This window comes from Micromonospora sp. SD12 (assembly GCF_052068495.1).
Taxonomy (GTDB): Bacteria; Actinomycetota; Actinomycetes; order Mycobacteriales; family Micromonosporaceae; genus Micromonospora; species Micromonospora echinofusca.
In genome coordinates this window covers 48209-65001 of record NZ_JBQHDF010000010.1, presented here as the reverse complement: position 1 = coordinate 65001, position 16793 = coordinate 48209, and the positions used below count along the sequence as shown (strand labels likewise).

The window sequence follows — 16793 nt, the reverse complement described above, 5'->3', positions numbered from 1 at the left end:
GACAGGTATACATTCAGGACCGTAAATAGTAAAGTTTCTTTAGAATTGGAGGTGGACGCGTTGCGGAAGCCGTTGAGCAAGCTCCTCGTCGGGGGCGCGGTCGCTCTGCTGGCCGTGGCGACGGCGCTGACCGTGGCCCCCGCCGCACATTCCTCCGTCGGGCAGGACGAGGCGTGCCGCCCGGACGGGCTGTACCGGACGCCAGGCGTGGCGGTGCCGTACTGCACCGTCTACGACACCGACGGCCGGGAGAAGCTGGGAGCCGACCATTCCCGGCGCATCATCGGCTACTTCACCAGTTGGCGCACCGGACGCAACGGCTCGCCGGCGTACCTGGCCAACCAGATCCCCTGGGGCAAGGTCACCCACATCAACTACGCCTTCGCCCACGTCGACGCGGCCAACAAGATCTCGGTCGGCAACCCGACGGCGGCGGACAACCCGGCCACCAACATGACCTGGCCGGGCGTCGCCGGCGCCGAGATGGATCCGCAGTACGCCTACACCGGGCACTTCAACCTGCTCAACAAGTACAAGAAGCAGAACCCGAACGTCCGTACGTTGATCAGCGTCGGCGGCTGGGCCGAGACCGGCGGCTACTTCGACGATAACGGCGACCGGGTCGACGCCGGCGGCTTCTACCGGATGACCACCACCGGCAGCAACACCGTCAACACCGCCGGCATCGCCACCTTCGCCGACTCCGTGGTCGCCTTCCTGCGTACCTACGGCTTCGACGGGGTGGACATCGACTACGAGTACCCCACCTCCAACAACAAGGCCGGCAACCCGCTGGACTTCGCGCAGGCGGACGCCAAGCGGGCCGGGCTCAACGCCTCCTACCAGGTGCTGATGAAGACGTTGCGGGAGAAGCTCGACGCGGCTGCCGCCACGGACGGCAAGCACTACCTGCTCACGGTGGCCGCGCCCGCCTCGGGCTGGCTGCTGCGGGGGATGGAGTCCTCGCAGGCGCTGCGGTACCTCGACTACGTCAACATCATGTCGTACGACCTGCACGGGTCCTGGAACCACCACGTCGGCCCGAACGCGGCCCTCTACGACAACGGCGACGACGCCGAGCTGGCCGCCGGCGGCGTCTACGGCGCGTACGGCAACATCGGCTACCTGAACACCGACTGGGCCTACCACTACTTCCGTGGCGCGCTGCCCAGCGGGCGGGTCAACATCGGCGTCCCCTACTACACGCGGGGCTGGCAGGGCGTCACCGGCGGCACCAACGGGCTGTGGGGCCGCGCCGCCCTGCCCGACCAGAGCAAGTGCCCGCCGGGCACCGGCACCTCGATCGGCTCCACCACCCCCTGCGGGAACGGGGCGGTCGGCATCGACAACCTCTGGCACGACCTGGACGACGCCGGCGGGGAGGTGCCCGCCGGGGCCAACCCGATGTGGCACGCCAAGAACCTGGAACGCGGCATCACCCCGGACTACCTGTCCGCGTACGGCCTCACGCCGGCCACCGACCCGACCGACCGGATCAGCGGCAGCTACGCCCGCCACTACTCCGCCGCGCTGGTCGCGCCCTGGCTGTGGAACGCGCAGAAGGGCGTCTTCCTCTCCACCGAGGACGAGCAGTCCCTCGGCGCCAAGGCGGACTACGTGGTGGACAAGGGCATCGGCGGCGTGATGATCTGGGAACTCGCCGGCGACTACGCGTACGACCAGGCCAAGGGCCAGTACGGCATGGGCGAGACGCTCACCACCCTGCTCTACGACAAGTTCCGGACGGCGCCCGCGTACGGTGCCCGTCGCGCCGCCGTCACCCTGCCGACCCGGACCATCGACGTGACCGCCACGGTCGGGGGCTTCGCCCTCGGCGACAACAACTACCCGATCAACCCCGAACTGCGGCTCACCAACAACACCGGCAGCCCGATCCCGGCCGGCGCGCAGCTGGAGTTCGACTACCCGACCACCACACCGACCCTCACCCAGCAGTCCGGCTGGGCCCTGACCACCGTGTCCACGGGGCACACCGGCAGCAACGTCGGCGGGCTCAGGGGCGACTACAACCGGGTGCGGCTCACCGTACCGGCCGCCATCGCCCCGGGCGCGTACGCGGAGGTGACCCTCAACTACCAGCTGCCGATCTCCGGACCGGCCAACTTCACCCTCAGCTTCGGCGGGCAGACGTACTCGCTGGCCAGCGACCAGGCCCGTGGGGCCGTGCCGGTCGACCCGACGCCCAGCCCGAGCGGCTCCACCCCGCCGGGCGGCGGGACGTGCACCGCGCCGGCCTGGTCGGCGGGCACGGCGTACTCCGGTGGCGCGCGGGTGTCCCACGCCGGGCGTACCTGGAGTGCGAAGTGGTGGACCCAGGGTGACACCCCGGGCAGCGCGGCCGTCTGGGCCGACGAGGGGGCGTGCGCCGCGACGCCGTCCCCGACGACCTCGCCCACCGCGTCCCCGACCGTCGGCCCGACCCCGACCGGCGGTGCCTGCACCGTGCCGGCCTGGTCGGCGGGTACCGCGTACTCCGGCGGCGCGGTGGTCTCCCACGACCGGCACCGGTGGACCGCGAGGTGGTGGACCCGGGGCGACGTGCCGGGAGCCGACGCACAGGGCGTCTGGACCGACAACGGTCCCTGCTGAACCCAAGGGCGGGGTCGCCGGTGAGCGGCGGCCCCGCCCGAGCGGCGACGGCGTACCGGTGGAGGCGGTCCGTGGCCGTGCTACGTCATCTCGATGAGCCGCCGGGTCACCACGTCCCCTCGGCGCGTCAACGCCCAGCGAGGTGCAGCAGGCCTGCCGATGTGGGGCGGAACCCGCACCGATCAAGGTAGAACGGCTCCAGGTGCGCCTCATAGTCGACGTGCAGCCACTCGCAGCCCGCAGTCGCAGCGTCGTCGACCGCGGCCCGAACCAGGCCCGCGCCGATTCCCCGGTGCTGCGATCCGGGGTCCACCGCGGTGTCGAGCAGGAAGGCGTGCGCCCCGCCGTCCCAGCAGACCTGCACGAAGCCCACCAGGCGACCGGCGTCGAAGGCACCCACCCACGTCAGCGCGTGCCGCTCCAGCCGCTCGGCCCACGGCGTCACCTGCCCGACCGCGCCACCGAAGGCCCGGGCATGAAGAGCACTGAGCTCCACGTCATCGACAGGGAAGCGCGACACCATCTCGATCGACACGTTGGCACACTACCGGCACGTCCTGGCATGGACTGACCTCCTTGAGGGGCATGCCGGCCAGCAGCGCGTCGTGGCGAGGAACGGGGCTTCGTGCGTACCGTCAGTTCCGCTTGGTGGTGGCTGGTGCCCGGTGACGCTGCACACCCGCACAGCGTGCAACCCCGGCCTCCGGCCAGGGGGAGAGCTCACTCCGGGGAAAGATCCGTCAAGGCGTGTTGCGTAGCTGGAGGACGTATGTCGCGGTGAGCGCGACGGCACGGTCTTCGTCCCGTGCCAGAGCTGCGAGGGCGCGTGACGTCGTGGTCCCCGGGATGTCCGCGAGCGCCTGTGTCAGCCGTCGACGTGCAGACGATTCGACGGCGCCGTGAGCGAGGCGGTCGACGAGCCCGGTGGCGATCTGATCCGCCAACGCGGGATCACTCGCCAGCGCGCTCAGTGCATCCGCCGCATCGGCGTCGTTCGCCTGCTCGACGATCATGTCGATGAGTGTGGGGACCGCGTCGGCCACCCCACGGGCCCCGAGCGCCAGAGCCGCACACCTGCGGACGGCGAGGTCGGAGTTGGTGAGGGCGTCCCGCAGCAGGGCGGTCGCCGCACCGTTCGGAATCTCGGCGATGGACTGGACGGCACGTTGCCGCACCTCGGCTGTCGGCGAGCCGAGGCCCTCCGCCAGCAGTGCCAGTCCGCCATCGCCCGAGCGCGCCAGAGCCCATCGGAGGGCTCCGGCGACGTTCGGGTCCGTCTCGCTCAACGCTGCCTCGACCAGAGCCTCCACCGGCACCGGAACCTCCCTGACCGAGGACAGGGCCGCGCGCTGACGCTTCCCGGCGCTCTCCGACACCAACGCCTGGAGGAGCGCCACGATCTGGAGGACGTCCTCCCAACCGGCGGGTTCCGCGGCACCGATCCGACGGAGTCGCGTGAGCAGCTCCGTCTCATACGCGATGCGTTCTCGCGCCTGGCGGATCAGGTCGCCGACGAGGTCCGAGGGCGTGAAGCCGGGATCATCCAGCGCGCGCCCGACTTCACGCAGCGACAGCCCCAACGACCGCAGGCTCTCGATATGGAAGATTCGCCGGATGTCGTCGCTGGCGTACTCCCGATAGCCGGCCCCGGTACGACCCGTCGGCCGCAGCAGGCCGAGCGACTCGTAGTGCCTGAGCATGCGGGCGCTGACCCCGGACCGTCGTGCCACCTCACCGATCAACACCGCCTGTCACCCCTCCTGGCCGGTCGTGCCGAGGGCCACGATGCGTTTCGCCTCCTCGAACGCGAACTCGAATCCGGCATCCGGGTCGCGCAGCAGCCGTTCCGTGGCGCTCGCGTGCTGACGTACGCGCGGGTCGGCATCCGTCATCGCCGTGCGCAGGGTCGGCATGATCACCTCGCCGAGCGCGGTCAGCGCCCGGCTGAGGCTCAACCGTGTGCCCTGCTCGCCGCGCCCGAGCTGTGTCGCCAGCACTCCGGCCAACTCGGCTTCGTCACCTTCGGGCACGAGTACGACCGCTGCCCGCCAGGCGCTGCGCGCCACCTCGTCGTCGGCGTCGGTCAGCAGCGCTCGTGTGATCGCCGGCCACGCTTGCCGATCCCCGATCTTGGACAGGGTGTGCAACGCCTGGCTTCGTGCCTGCGCACGCTCCGAGCGGAGCTCATCGACGAGTCTCGGGACCGTCATCGACGACGAGTGGCGGGTGAGGGCCCAGGTGAGCATTTCGCGCACGTGGAACTCGGGCTCGATCGCGCATCGTTCGATGAGCTTGTCGATGAACCACGGGTCCGGGGTCGTGCCGACCGCCAGCGCTGCCCGTAGCCGCACCGACGAATTGGTGTTCTCCAGCGCGCGGAGAGCCCGCAAGGCGTTCGTGCCCTCGTCCGGCATGGTCATTGGGACCACCTCCTTGGCAACAGTGGAGACCTTGTCACCGTGTCAAGGTCAAGCGGCGCCGCGCCGTGAACCGGCCGGGGCGGCGAGTCCGGTGCCGACCGACCTCGCGGCCCATCCCGTGCCGACGCCGGCGGGTACGCGGCGGCGTGGCGGCGGACCATGGCCCCGGCCACCCTGGAGCCGCCCGGCCTCCTGCCGGGCGTCAGCCGGCCGTCTGCGGGGTGGGGACGCCGGGCCGGGCGGAGGTGGCCTCGGCGAGCGCCGTCCGCAGGACGTCGAGCAGCGGGCCGTCGGGGTGGTCGATCCAGTGCTGGATGGCGACGCGCAGCGACGCCAGGAAGGTCGCCGCGAGGACCCGGGACCGCAGCACCCGGTCGAGGCCCGTCAGCCGGTGGGCGATGTCGTCGGCGAGTTCGCGCTCGATGGCGGTGTAGGCCGCGACCTGGTGCGCGACGAGGCCCGGGTGTCCGCGTAGCTGACGGCGGTGGACCAGCCAGGAGGGCGGGGCGTTGCCGTACGCCTCGACGGCGAGGCGCTCGGCGGCCCCGCTGAGCGCGGCCCACGGCGGCGCGTCGGCCGGCTGGCGGCGGACCAGTTCCAGCAGCCGGCGCAGCCGCACCGCGTCGCCGTGGAAGACCGCCTCCTCCTTGCTGGAGAAGTAGTTGGAGAACGTCCGGCGCGAGACGTTCGCGGCGTCGGCGACGGCCTCCACGGTGACGCGGTCGAGCCCGTGCTCGGTGGCGAGGCGCAGGGCCGCCTCGTGCAGGGCGAGGCGGGTGGCCGCCTTCTTGCGTTCCCGCAGCCCGGTGGTCTCCTCCATGGCGACAGCCTACGGGTCCGTGATTCAGTTCTCATCGCGCAAAGTTGCACTCTGGGCAAGATCGGCAGATGCTTGTGTGCGGCAACCATCTGCGTCAGGGGAGGGCAGCGTGGAGAACGCCGGTCGCGAACTCGGTACGAGGCTGTCGGAGCTGGTCCGGAGCGTGCGGCTGATCAGGCGGCACCGGGCCGACGTCCGGCCGGCCGTGCCGATCGGCCTGGCCGGTCTCCTCATGCAGATCGAACGGCTGCCCGCCGACTGTCACGCCCGCGAGTTGGCGGCCCGCAGCGGACTGGACCCGTCGACCGTCAGCCGCTCCATCGCCTCGCTCGTCAGCCACGGGCTGGTCGAGCGGCGCGCCGACCCCGCCGACAAGCGGGCGAGCCTGCTGACCGTCACCCCGGCCGGGCGGGCCGCCCTGACCGACACCTACGACTGGTACGGCCGGATCCTCGACACCGCGCTCGCCGACTGGACCCCGACGGAGGTGGCGGCGTTCGCCGCCGCGCTCGGCCGGTTCACCCGCGACGTCGAGACCGCCCTCGGACACCACAACAACCTGGAGGCCGCGCGATGAGCGCACCCACCACCACGGCCGGCGACGCGCCGATGACACACCGGCAGACGCTGGAGGCCCTCAGCGGCCTGCTGCTGGTGCTGTTCGTCGCGATGCTCAGCGGCACCGTCGTCTCGACGGCGCTGCCGAAGATCATCGGAGCGTTGGACGGGTCGCAGACCCAGTACACCTGGGTGGTCACCGCCACCCTGCTCACCGCGACCGCGACCACCCCGATCTGGGGCAAGCTCGCCGACCTGTTCAACAAGAAGCTGCTGGTCCAGATCGCCATCGTCGTCTTCCTGGTCGGCTCGGTGATCGCCGGCTTCGCCCAGACCGCCGGCCAGCTCATCGCCGCCCGTGCGTTCCAGGGCATCGGCGTCGGGGGCCTCCAGGCCCTCGTCCAGGTCGCCATCGCCGCGATGATCCCGCCCCGGGAGCGCGGCCGGTACAACGGCTACCTCGGCGGCGTCATGGCGGTGGCGACGGTCGGTGGTCCGCTGCTGGGCGGGCTCATCGTCGACACGTCCTGGCTCGGCTGGCGCTGGTGCTTCTTCGTCGGGGTCCCCGTCGCCGCCATCGCGCTGGTCCTGCTCCAGTTCACCCTGCGCCTGCCGACGGCCCGCCGCGAGAACGTCAAGATCGACTATCTGGGCGCGGCCCTGATCGCCGCCGGCGTCAGCGTGCTGCTCATCTGGATCTCCTTCGTCGACGACTCGTTCGCCTGGCTCTCCTGGCAGTCGGCCGCCATGGTGGGCGGCTCGGTGGCTCTGCTCGCCCTGGCCGTGCGGGTGGAGTCCCGGGCCGAGGAGCCGGTCGTCCCGCTCGACCTCGTCCGGCAGCGGACCACCGCCCTGGCCATCCTGGGCAGTCTGGCGGTCGGCATGGCGATGTTCGGCGGCGCCGTCTTCCTCGGGCAGTACTTCCAGATCGGCCGTGGCTACAGCCCCACGGAAGCCGGGCTGCTCACCATCCCGATGATGGCCGGCGTCCTCGGCTCGTCGATCATCGCCGGCCGGCTGATCACGAAGACCGGGAAGATCAAGCCGTACATCGTCTTCGGCGCGATCGTGCTCGTCATCGGGTTCGCCCTGCTCGGCACCATCGACCACGAGACCTCGCTGGTGCTGGTCGGCGCGGCCATGTTCATCGTCGGCGTCGGGGTCGGCATGACGATGCAGAACCTCGTGCTCGCGGTGCAGAACACCGTCTCGCTGCGGGACATCGGCGCGGCCAGCTCGACCGTCGCGTTCTTCCGCTCGCTCGGCGGCACCATCGGCGTCTCGGTGCTCGGCGCGGTCCTCGCCCGGCGGGTCACCGACCAGATCACCACAGACCTCTCCGCCGCCGGCATCCCCACCTCCGGCAGCGCGGGAGCCGGCAGCCTGAACCTCGACGCCATGCCCGCCGCCGTCCAGCAGATCGTGCGCGCGGCGTACGGGGACGCGACCGGCCACATCTTCCTCATCTCCGCCGCCATCGCCGTCGTCGGCGTCATCGCCGCGGTCCTGCTGAAGCCGGTCGGCCTGCGCAGCAGCCTGGACCTGCCCGACCCGGCCAGGTCGGCGGCCGTGGGCGCCGACGCCGTCGACGGCGCTCCCGCCTTCGACCAGGTGACCGGGGACGCCCCCGTACGCGAGGTGCCGGCCCGCCGCTGACGGGCCCGCCGCGCGTACGACTCGGGGCCGCCACCGTCGGAAGACGGTGGCGGCCCCGAGTCCTTTCGGGCGGCTGGGACGCCCAGCGAGGGACGATCCGGAGTGTCGGCGGGCGGGCCGTTTCAGGCGGACGGAGCGCCGGACCGCCCCGTGGAAGACGACGGTGGGGAGGGACGGCGCCGCGTCCCTCCCCACACCGTGCGCGGACCGCTCAGGACAGGAACTTGTCCAGGGCGGCCTCGATGCTGCCGGAGTCCGGCGCCGCGTGCGACTTCATGGTGGTCTTGTTGTACGAGATGAAGCTCGGGCAGCGCGCCGCCGGGGCGGTGATGGTGCCGCCGTCGCCGATCTTCTCGCCGGTCTTCGCGGCGTAGAAGGTCAGGGTGTAGCGCGACGAGATGTAGTCGATGGTGACCTGCTTGCCCGCGCTGTCCTTGTACTGGCACTTCTTCGGCGCGCCCTCACTGCCTTCCACGAACTTCAGGCAGCCGACCACCGACACCGTCTCGAAGTCGGCGCTCTTGGCGTAGTAGGGCTTGTTCGAGGCGACCGACTTCGTCGACCAGAAGTTCGGCCGGTCGGGGTTGTTCGAGAACGTGTACGCCTTGGCGCCGGTCGGGCCGTTGTAGGGGGCCGCGTTCAGGATCTGGCCGCCCTCGCAGACGTTCGACAGGTCGCTGGAGTAGCGGGCGGTCACCGCGTTGTTGTTCGGCTCCTGCGTCTCCTGCTGCCCCGGCGTGGGGGAGGCGTCGGTGCCCGGGGTGCCGCTGGCACCCGGGCCGGCGGTGGGGCCGGCGGTCGCGACCGTGGTGGGCTCGTCGTCGTCACCGTTGACCAGGATGAGGCCGATGCCCGCGCCGCAGATGGCGAGCACGAGGACCACCGCGCCGGCGACCAGCCCGATGATCAGGCCCTTGTTCGACTTCTTCGGCGGCGGGAAGGGAGCGCCGAACTGCGGCGCCTGCGCTGGCTGCCCGTATCCCGGGTACCCGCCCTGCTGCGGGGCCGGCGGCCCGCTCCAGGGGGTGACGTTCGGGTCCGGCTGCTGCCCTCCGTACGGAGGGTAACTGTCGCTCATGTGAAGCCCTATCGCTGTCGACGTGTGCCCAGGCACGGGATCAAGGATCAGGGTAGTGAGCGCCGCAAATTGCGACGACGGGCGGCTGAACCCGTGGGGAGTCGCCATCCCACGTCGACGGCACCGCAGGTGACTCTGCGTACGAGTTACGGCTCGGTACGTGCAGAGAGGCCGGATCGCCCCGGATTTGTCGACGGCGTGGATCCGGGCCGCCGGAAGGGAATTCCGTTGTGCGGCCGGGAGTGCGGGCCGCCGGCACGTCGAGTTCGGATGTGTGACGAAGATCACTCGCGATCGGGCCGAGATGTGGGCGACACCGGTGCCGCCCCCGCCCCGCCAGGGTGGCCGGACGCCTTCCGCGGTGTCCGGACCGCCCCTGGCCGGTGCGTACGGGTCAGGTGGCCGTGCAGCTCACCGGCCCCGTGCCGGCGCCCCCGGAGGTGGTGGCGAGGAAGCCGAAGGTGGCCTGCGCGCCGGGAGCGAGGTCGCCGTTCCAGTCGACGTCACCGGCGGTCACCTCCGCCCCGCTCTGGGTCAGCCGGGCGTTCCAGGACTGGGTGATCCGCTGGCCGTCGGAGAGGGTGAAGCGGACGGTCCAGCCGGAGGCCGGCGTGGCGCCGGAGTTGCGTACGGTCACCTCGCCCTGGTAGCCGCCCTGCCACTGGCCCACCACCCGGTAGCTCGCGGTGCAGCCGGTGGCCGGGCCGCTGGGTGTGGGCGAGGGGCTGGTGGGCGTCGGGCTGGCGGTGGGCGTCGGGGTGACACCGCCCAGCGCCTCGGTCAGCGCCGGATACCACCGGTCGGCCATCTTCCGGTCGCCCGACGCGTTCGGGTGCACGCCGTCGTAGGTGTCGGTGGCCGTACTGAAACCGGTCCACTGGTCCACCACCACCACCGGCGAGGCCGGGGTGGAGATCGTCGCCGCCCAGCCGTCGATCGCGTCGTTGAGGGCCACCACCCGCTGGCCGCACTCCGGGCACGTGGGCGGCGCCATGGGGATGATCTTCGCGACGAGGACCTTCATCGCCGGGTTGCTGGCCCGCATCTGCGCCACCAGCCGGCCGTACGCGGCGAGGATCGTGGCGGGCGCGACCGCACTCCACACGTCGTTGGTGCCGAAGTGCATCAGGACGATGTCGGGCCGGGTGGCGGCGAGCCAGCCCGGCAGCAGGTTCTGGTTGGCCACGGTGGTCACCAGGTAGCCCCCGTGTCCCTCGTTGTCGCCGTCGTGGGGCTGGCCGCAGCCCTGCGGGCCGAGCGTCCCGACGAAGTCGACGTCGGTGTGGCCGGTGGCCTGGAGGCGGTTCCAGAGCACGGAGCGCCAGCAGCCGGGCGAGCCGGTGATCGAGTCGCCCAGCGGCATCACCCGTACCGGTGCGGCGGCCGCCGGCAGGGCGGGGGAGGGGGCGGTGAACCCGACGACGAGGGCGAGGGGGATCGCCGCCAGCGCGGCGAGCAGGGCATGGAGCAAGGGCCTTCGGAGCATGGTGGAGGAACTCCTGTCACAGGTCGAGGTGCGAGGTGTGACGGCCCGGTGCTCCCTGGGGCAGTCAACCAGCAAAGTTGACGCATCTCAATGGAATCTCGCCTCACGCAAGACATTCACGAATTCTTTTCTCAACATCGTCCTCACATCGTGAACATCAACAAAATTTACGATCATGAATGTGGCGGCTAAGGTTTGCTCATCGTCCAGACCGCTCGTCGGGTGCGCCACGAGCCACCCGGGGGCCACCACAGTAGGAGGACCGGGAGATGACACTCCCTCGCACTCATCGGCGTACCCTCGCCGCTGCGGCCAGCGTGTTCGCCAGCGCCGCCATGGTCACCACCATGCTCGGCGCCCCGGCGGCGGCCTCGGCCACCGGCGAGATCCTCAGCGCCGGTGGCGCGACCGCCGTAGCCGACAGCTACATCGTGGTACTCAAGGACACCAGCGTCGGCGGTCGTGCCGGCACCCGGCAGGGCGAGGTGAAGAGCACCGCCGGCTCGCTCGCCGCCCGCTTCGGCGGCAGCGTCGGGCACGTCTACGGTGACGCGCTCAACGGCTTCGAGGTGAAGCTCTCCGAGCGGGCCGCCAAGCGCCTCGCCGCGCACCCCGCCGTCGACTACGTCGAGCAGAACCACGCCGTGTCGCTCGCGGCCACCCAGAGCAACCCGCCGTGGGGTCTGGACCGCATCGACCAGCGGCCCCTCCCGCTCAGCCGCACCTACACCTACAACAGCAGCGGCACCGGCGTGACGGCGTACATCATCGACACCGGCATCCGGACCAGCCACAACGACTTCGCCGGTCAGGCCGTCGACGGCTACGACGCGATCGACAACGCGCTGCCGGCCGCCGACTGCAACGGCCACGGCACGCACGTCGCGGGCACCGTCGGTGGCAACACCTACGGCGTGGCGAAGAACGTCCGGCTGGTGGGCGTGCGGGTGCTCAACTGCCAGGGCAGCGGCACCTGGGCGCAGGTCATCGCCGGCATCAACTGGGTGACCTCGAACCACCAGGCGGGCCAGCCGGCCGTGGCGAACATGAGCCTCGGCGGCGCCACCAACGCCTCCCTGAACACCGCGGTGGCGAACTCGATCGCCGACGGCATCACCTACGCGGTGGCCTCCGGCAACTCGAACGCCAACGCCTGCAACTTCTCGCCGGCCTCCGTGCCGACGGCGCTGACCGTCAACGCCTCGCAGAGCAACGACGCGCGGGCCTCGTTCTCCAACTGGGGCACCTGCACCGACATCTTCGCCCCGGGCGTGGGCGTCCTGTCGGCCTGGTACAACAGCAACACCGCCACCAACACCATCAGCGGCACCTCGATGGCCTCGCCGCACGTCGCCGGCGCGGCGGCCCGGGTGCTCAGCGTCAACCCGAGCTGGACGCCCGCCCAGGTGCACTCGTACCTGGTCAGCCAGGCCACCACGAACGTGATCACCAGCCCGGGCACCGGTTCCCCGAACCGCCTGCTCTACCTGGCTCCCACGTTCTGACCGACACCGTCGGCACACCGGCCCCGGGGCGTACGCGCCCCGGGGCCGGCGCGTGCGCACATGTCGACGTGCGTCCATGTTGCGGGGAGCGGGCGGCCCGCCTAGGCTGCCGTCAATGGGAGCGCTCCCGGCCCCGTGGGCAGGGTGTCCGCGAGCCTCCCTACCGGACGATCCGCCGTCGGACCGCCGGCACCCCCACCACCCCTCGGAAGCGAAGGCACCCGCATGAAGCTCCCTGCGCGCCCGTCCCGGCGCACCCTGCTCATGGCCGGCGCGGTCGGCGCGCTGACCGTCGCGGCGTCGGCCGCCGTCCCGCCCGCCGACGCCCAGGCCGCCACCGGTTGCGCCGTCACCTACACGACCAGCAGTTGGGCCGGTGGCTTCACCGCCAACATCACGATCAGGAACCTCGGCGACGCGGTCGACGGGTGGACGCTCGGCTTCGCCTTCCCCGACGCGGGCCAGCGGGTCGGCCAGGGCTGGTCGGCGACCTGGAGCCAGACCGGCGCCGCCGTCACCGCCCGCAGCGTGAGCTGGAACGGCGCGCTGGCGACCGGCGCGTCGACCAGCATCGGGTTCAACGGCACCTGGACCGCCGCCAACCCCGCGCCGACGGCGTTCACCTTCAACGGCACCGCCTGCACCGGCGCGACCACACCGACCACGCCGCCGCCGACCACGCCGCCGCCGACCACGCCGCCGCCGACCCCGCCGCCCACGACCCCGCCGCCCACGACCCCACCGCCGGGCGGGCAGACGCCGGTCGCGATCAACGGCCAGCTGCGGGTGTGCGGGGTCAACCTGTGCAACCAGTACGGCCGGCCGATCCAGCTGCGGGGCATGAGCACCCACGGGATCCAGTGGTTCGCCCGCTGCTACAACGACGCCTCACTGGACGCGCTCGCCGACGACTGGCGGGCCGACCTGCTGCGCATCGCCATGTACGTCCAGGAGGACGGCTACGAGACCGACCCGGCCGGGTTCACCAACCGGGTCAACGCCCTTGTCGACGAGGCCGAACAGCGGGGCATGTACGCGCTGATCGACTTCCACACCCTGACCCCGGGCGACCCGACGTACAACCTCGACCGGGCCAAGACGTTCTTCGCCGCCGTCTCGGCCCGCAACGCCGCCAAGAAGAACGTCATCTACGAGATCGCCAACGAGCCCAACGGCGTCAGCTGGGCGACCATCAAGAGCTACGCCGAGCAGGTCATCCCGGTGATCCGCGCCAACGACCCGGACGCGGTGGTCGTGGTCGGCACCCGCGGCTGGTCCTCGCTGGGCGTCTCCGACGGCTCGAACGCCAACGAGGTCATCAACAACCCGGTGAACGCCGCCAACGTCATGTACACGTTCCACTTCTACGCCGCGTCGCACCGGGACAACTACCGCGCCGAGGTGGAGCGGGCCGCCGCCCGGCTGCCGCTGTTCGTCACCGAGTTCGGCACGGTGGACTACACCGGCGACGGCGGGGTGGACGTCGCCAGCAGCAACGCCTGGATCGACCTGCTGGACCGCCTGAAGATCAGCTACGCGAACTGGACCTACTCGGACAAGGCCGAGGGCAGCGCCGCGCTGCGGCCGGGCACCTGCGCCGGGAGCACCTACACCGGCCCGGGCGTGCTCACCGAGTCGGGCGCCCTCATCCGTGACCGCATCCGTACGCCGGACAACTTCCCCACCGCCTGATCCCGTTCCCGCGCGAGGCCCCGCCGCACCCGGCGGGGCCTCGCCGTGCGCGTCTCCAACGAGGCGCCGGCCGGCGGAGGATCCACCCGCGGGACGCTGTCGAGCTGATGTCGTGGACGATTCACCGCCGCCCTCGGTGGCTCAGAAGCCGCCTGATGTCACAGACGACTCAGCTCGACAGCGTCGCGCGACCCTTCCGCCGCGGACCGGCTCGGCGACCACAACCGCAGCGCGGAGCGCGGAGCATCCGCCATCCGGCCAGCAGCCGCGTGACCGACCGGCCGGCGCACCCTCAGGCGGGTACGGCGTGCTCCGACTCGAACCGCTCCCGGGTCAGGAACGCCAGCTGGGCCCGCTTGTCGGGCATGTCGATCTCGTCGGCGAAGGTGAAGCCCTCCCGCCGCAGCCGCTCCAGCGCGCGCTCGTTGCGGACGTCGGGCTCGACGACGATCCGCAGTCGGGTGGGATCGGCGAACAGGAAGCGGGCCAGGGCCGGCCCGATGGCCGTGGTGAGGCCCTTCGGCGGGCGCCTGCCGGGGGCGAGCAGCAGATGCATCCCGACGTCGCCGGGCCGCACGGGGTAGCGCTCGCCGACCGGATCCGCCTCCGGCTGGTACGTCTGGAGCAGGCCGATCGGCGTGCCGTCGAGCATGATCAGGTACGCGTGGTGGGTGTCGAGGCTGTCGACGAACTCGTAGATCTCCCGCACCTCGTCGACCGAGTGCGAACCCATGCCCCAGAACGCCGCCCGGGGCTCGGTCACCCAGCCGTGCACCAGCTCCGCGTGGGCCCTCGGGTCCAGCACGACGAGCGACAGCTCGCCGAAGCCGGCAATCTTCTCCTGGTATGTCACGATGTCGCGTCTCCTGGTTCTCGGGTGAGTTCACGCCAGTCGGTGACCACCGGAGCCAGCTCCCCGGCGGCCCACAGTGGCAGTTGGTCGGCGAAGTGCGGGTCGCCGGGGCGCCCGGACGCGCCGAAGGGGACGATCCAACGGCTCTCCGCGCGGTCGGTCAGGTCCCACACGTAGCGGGCCACCGGGCCCCGCCAGCACGCGTCGGACACGCCGGGCACGCTGGACGTGGCCAGCACGCAGTCGGCGTCGCCGCCCAGCGCGACCCGCTCGCGCATGCCCCGTACCGCCTCGTCGACCGCCGCCGCCACGCCGAGGTGCACGGGGTGCAGCACGTGCCGCCGGCCCCACGGCCCCGGCGGCTCGCCCGCCGCGACGTCCTCGAGCGCGCCGGCCGCCACCGGCCCGACGTCGCCACCGAGGCGGTGCAGCCCGGTGGCCACCCCGTCCAGGGCGTGGCCGATGCGCGACAGCGGGTCGGTCCACGGCGCGAAGAGGCCGTCGAACGCGCTCGGGGCGTCGCGCAGCGGGCGCAGGCAGGGGTGGTCGTACAGGCGGCGGGCCAGGGCCGCGCGCCAGGCGGCCCAGGCGCCGGCGTCGGCGCTGTCGGCCCGCATCTGCCCGTCCCACGCGGTCAGCCGCTCGCGCAGGCGCCGCGCCGGCCCGCTGAGCGCGCCCGGGTCGACCCGGTCCAACACGCCCCGCAGCGTCGCGGCCTCCAGCCGGGTGTCCATGTGTACGGCCTCCGCCCGGGTCCCCTCGGCGAGCAGGGCGCGGATGCGGCGGGCCCGGTGCGGCGGGGCGAAGCCGGTGCCGAGGTCCGCCACGTCGGGGCGGCGGTCGTTGGCGCAGACGGCCGGCCCGTCGACGACGGTGCGGCGCGGCCCGGCGTAGCCGCCGTGCCAGCCGTAGCGCGCGTCGTCGCCGGGCACCGGCTCGCGGCGGCACCGCTCGTCGCGCAGCGGGACGAGCCCGGCGACGAGCTGGCGGACCGCCCCGTGCCGGTCGGCGACGAGGACGCTGTTGACCGGTTCGACCCAGTCGCGCAGCGCGTCGGCCACGTCGTCGGCGCTGCGGGCCCGCAGCAGCGGCAACAGCGCGTCGAAGCCGAGGCGCTGCTCGACCCGGCTCGGCACGCGCAGGCTGATCGCCTCACCGGTGCCCCGGTCGTGGTCGACGACGGGCCCGCGCGGCGTCTCGATCACCTCGACGGTCTCCGGCTCGCCGCCGCGGACCTCGACGCGCTCGACGTGCCGGAGTGCCGGCGCCCAGCCGTCCGCCTCGCGGACGAGGACCACGTCGCCGTCGCGGCGCAACCGTTCCCGGTAGAGGTCCTGGTAGTCGGCCATGGCGTTGGTGACGGCCCAGGCGACCTCGCCGGCGTGCCCGAAGTGGGGCAGGCCCGGGACCCCGGGGAAGGCGAAGCCGAACACGTCGAACTCGGGGCAGGCCAGGCGCACCTGCTGGTAGATGCCGGGCAGTTCCAGGATGCGGTGCGGGTCGCCGGCGATGACGGGCGCCCGGCCGGAGGCGGGGTCGGCGGGCAGGGCCCAGGCGTTGCTGCCGGACCCGCCCGGCCCCTCGACGGCGAACAGGTCGACAGCCGCCGGGCCCAGGGTGGCGGCGACGTGGGCGTGCCACAGCTTGTTGGGGAAGGTGGAGAAGAGCACGTGCTGGACGAGGAAGACCCCCAGCGGCGACCACGGCCGCCACCGTCCCGGGGCGCAGCCGACCGCCGCGAACTCCGGTGCCGCCGCGGCCCCCTCGGCCAGCCCCTCGTTGACCCCGTCGACGTAGGCGGTGACCCACCGGCGGGTGTCGGGGGCGAGCCGCTCGAAGCAGCGCCGGGCGGTGTCGTCGAGGCGGGCCCGGCGGGCGAAGCGGTCCCAGCGCAGTTCGGCGGGGCCGACGTGCTCGGCGAGCCGGCCCTCCGAGCGCCACCGCTCCACTTCGATCTGCCAGGCCCGGTCGAGGGCGGCGACCCGCCCCTGCAACCGGGCGAGCCCGTCGACGTCGTCGGCGCGCAGGTGGGGGATCCCCCACCGGTCGCGATGGATGCCGGTCATCGTCGCGCCTCGCGGATGGGCGCTCGGCCCACCTGCCACAGGAATGTCA

The 16793-nt window shown here is 72.2% G+C and carries 13 protein-coding genes; 5 read left to right on the top strand and 8 right to left on the bottom strand.

Annotated features, from left to right (window positions below; translation table 11 throughout):
• Positions 1-51 precede the first annotated feature (51 nt).
• Positions 52-2610 carry a glycosyl hydrolase family 18 protein gene (locus tag ACTMS2_RS19805; protein ID WP_441176733.1) on the top strand — a complete coding sequence of 853 codons (2559 nt, stop codon included), beginning with the start codon at positions 52-54 and terminating at the stop codon, positions 2608-2610.
• 127 nt (positions 2611-2737) lie between these two features.
• On the opposite strand, the gene ACTMS2_RS19800 is transcribed toward ACTMS2_RS19805, so the two are convergent.
• The 4 genes from ACTMS2_RS19800 to ACTMS2_RS19785 form a co-directional block, all read right to left on the bottom strand.
• Complete coding sequence (locus ACTMS2_RS19800; RefSeq protein ID WP_441176732.1) at positions 2738-3145, bottom strand: GNAT family N-acetyltransferase; 408 nt, start codon at positions 3143-3145, stop codon at positions 2738-2740.
• Between the two features lie 205 nt (positions 3146-3350).
• Positions 3351-4355, bottom strand: a complete 1005-nt coding sequence (locus tag ACTMS2_RS19795) for a HEAT repeat domain-containing protein (protein ID WP_441176731.1) — start codon at positions 4353-4355, stop codon at positions 3351-3353.
• A gap of 6 nt (positions 4356-4361) precedes the next feature.
• Complete coding sequence (locus tag ACTMS2_RS19790; RefSeq protein ID WP_441176730.1) at positions 4362-5030, bottom strand: HEAT repeat domain-containing protein; 669 nt, start codon at positions 5028-5030, stop codon at positions 4362-4364.
• 202 nt (positions 5031-5232) lie between these two features.
• A complete protein-coding gene (locus tag ACTMS2_RS19785) occupies positions 5233-5850 on the bottom strand; it encodes a TetR/AcrR family transcriptional regulator (protein WP_441176729.1) in 618 nt (205 codons plus the stop codon).
• A gap of 109 nt (positions 5851-5959) precedes the next feature.
• Between ACTMS2_RS19785 and ACTMS2_RS19780 the strand changes: the two genes are divergently transcribed.
• Together ACTMS2_RS19780 and ACTMS2_RS19775 are read left to right on the top strand one after the other, a co-directional pair.
• Positions 5960-6427 (top strand): MarR family winged helix-turn-helix transcriptional regulator, encoded by a 468-nt coding sequence (locus ACTMS2_RS19780; RefSeq protein WP_441176727.1) that lies wholly within the window; start codon positions 5960-5962, stop codon positions 6425-6427.
• Positions 6424-8064: an MDR family MFS transporter gene (locus ACTMS2_RS19775; protein WP_441176726.1), complete on the top strand. Its 1641-nt coding sequence runs from the start codon at positions 6424-6426 to the stop codon at positions 8062-8064. The genes ACTMS2_RS19780 and ACTMS2_RS19775 overlap by 4 nt, the downstream gene beginning before the upstream one ends.
• 211 nt (positions 8065-8275) lie before the next feature.
• Here ACTMS2_RS19775 and ACTMS2_RS19770 read toward each other — a convergent pair whose 3' ends face one another.
• Positions 8276-9142, bottom strand: coding sequence for a hypothetical protein (locus ACTMS2_RS19770; RefSeq protein WP_441176725.1), 867 nt, complete (start codon positions 9140-9142; stop codon positions 8276-8278).
• A 394-nt stretch (positions 9143-9536) separates the two neighbouring features.
• The gene (locus ACTMS2_RS19765; RefSeq protein WP_441176724.1) at positions 9537-10628 is read right to left on the bottom strand and encodes a cellulose binding domain-containing protein; all 1092 of its coding nucleotides are present in this window, start codon (positions 10626-10628) and stop codon (positions 9537-9539) included.
• A 269-nt stretch (positions 10629-10897) separates the two neighbouring features.
• On the opposite strand from ACTMS2_RS19765, the gene ACTMS2_RS19760 reads away from it, so the two are divergent.
• Positions 10898-12133 carry a S8 family peptidase gene (locus tag ACTMS2_RS19760; protein WP_441176723.1) on the top strand — a complete coding sequence of 412 codons (1236 nt, stop codon included), beginning with the start codon at positions 10898-10900 and terminating at the stop codon, positions 12131-12133.
• Between the two features lie 225 nt (positions 12134-12358).
• Positions 12359-13825 carry a cellulase family glycosylhydrolase gene (locus ACTMS2_RS19755; protein ID WP_441176722.1) on the top strand — a complete coding sequence of 489 codons (1467 nt, stop codon included), beginning with the start codon at positions 12359-12361 and terminating at the stop codon, positions 13823-13825.
• A 292-nt stretch (positions 13826-14117) separates the two neighbouring features.
• Here ACTMS2_RS19755 and ACTMS2_RS19750 read toward each other — a convergent pair whose 3' ends face one another.
• Together ACTMS2_RS19750 and ACTMS2_RS19745 are read right to left on the bottom strand one after the other, a co-directional pair.
• Positions 14118-14678: a GNAT family N-acetyltransferase gene (locus tag ACTMS2_RS19750; protein WP_441176721.1), complete on the bottom strand. Its 561-nt coding sequence runs from the start codon at positions 14676-14678 to the stop codon at positions 14118-14120.
• The gene (locus ACTMS2_RS19745) at positions 14675-16744 is read right to left on the bottom strand and encodes a penicillin acylase family protein (protein WP_441176720.1); all 2070 of its coding nucleotides are present in this window, start codon (positions 16742-16744) and stop codon (positions 14675-14677) included. The genes ACTMS2_RS19750 and ACTMS2_RS19745 overlap by 4 nt, the downstream gene beginning before the upstream one ends.
• Positions 16745-16793: the final 49 nt, after the last annotated feature.

What these genes read in the sequence shown, in the direction of transcription:
- ACTMS2_RS19785 (WP_441176729.1), bottom strand. Translation starts at nt 5,850, where the DNA reads ATGGAGGAGACCACCGGGCTGCGGGAACGCAAGAAGGCGGCCACCCGC.
- ACTMS2_RS19790 (WP_441176730.1), bottom strand. Translation starts at nt 5,030, where the DNA reads ATGACCATGCCGGACGAGGGCACGAACGCCTTGCGGGCTCTCCGCGCG.
- ACTMS2_RS19745 (WP_441176720.1), bottom strand. Translation starts at nt 16,744, where the DNA reads ATGACCGGCATCCATCGCGACCGGTGGGGGATCCCCCACCTGCGCGCC.
- ACTMS2_RS19770 (WP_441176725.1), bottom strand. Translation starts at nt 9,142, where the DNA reads ATGAGCGACAGTTACCCTCCGTACGGAGGGCAGCAGCCGGACCCGAAC.
- ACTMS2_RS19775 (WP_441176726.1), top strand. Translation starts at nt 6,424, where the DNA reads ATGAGCGCACCCACCACCACGGCCGGCGACGCGCCGATGACACACCGG.
- ACTMS2_RS19755 (WP_441176722.1), top strand. Translation starts at nt 12,359, where the DNA reads ATGAAGCTCCCTGCGCGCCCGTCCCGGCGCACCCTGCTCATGGCCGGC.
- ACTMS2_RS19765 (WP_441176724.1), bottom strand. Translation starts at nt 10,628, where the DNA reads ATGCTCCGAAGGCCCTTGCTCCATGCCCTGCTCGCCGCGCTGGCGGCG.
- ACTMS2_RS19760 (WP_441176723.1), top strand. Translation starts at nt 10,898, where the DNA reads ATGACACTCCCTCGCACTCATCGGCGTACCCTCGCCGCTGCGGCCAGC.